At 71.8% G+C, this 497-nt stretch carries 1 protein-coding gene; it reads right to left on the bottom strand.

Annotation, left to right across the window (positions count from 1 at the left end):
• Positions 1–497 (bottom strand): phosphohexomutase domain-containing protein (locus tag CFP71_RS43010; RefSeq protein WP_482746735.1); only part of this gene is annotated, 497 nt, incomplete at both ends.

Below are 497 nucleotides of genomic sequence, written 5' to 3' on the forward strand. Positions count from 1 at the left end.
CGAGACGGCGACCGCCGCCTTGTCCGCCACGGGGACGTTCACCAGCACCTGCGGCAGGCGGTTCATCACGGCGGCGAGGTCGGCGAGCGACTTGCCGCTGGAGGCCATGCGGCTCATCACGCGCAGCGCGGTGAGGAGACCGTCGCCGGTGGTCGCGTAGGCGGGAAGGACGACGTGGCCCGACTGCTCGCCGCCGAGCGCGAACCCGCTCGCGCGCAGCTCCTCGAGGACGTAGCGGTCACCCACGGCGGTGGTGACGAGGTTGATGTCGTGCGCGCGCATCGCCAGGTGCAGGCCCAGGTTGCTCATCACGGTCGCGACCAGGGTGTTCTTGGTCAGTTCGCCGGTCTCGGCGAGGGCGAGCGCGAGGACGGCCATGATCTGGTCGCCGTCGATGAGCTCGCCGGCGGCGTCGACCGCGACGCAACGGTCGGCGTCACCGTCGTGGGCGATGCCGAGATCGGCGCTGTGCTCGACGACGGCGGCGCGCAACGCGT

Origin of the sequence: Amycolatopsis thailandensis, from assembly GCF_002234405.1 — a bacterium.
Lineage (GTDB): Bacteria > Actinomycetota > Actinomycetes > Mycobacteriales > Pseudonocardiaceae > Amycolatopsis > Amycolatopsis thailandensis.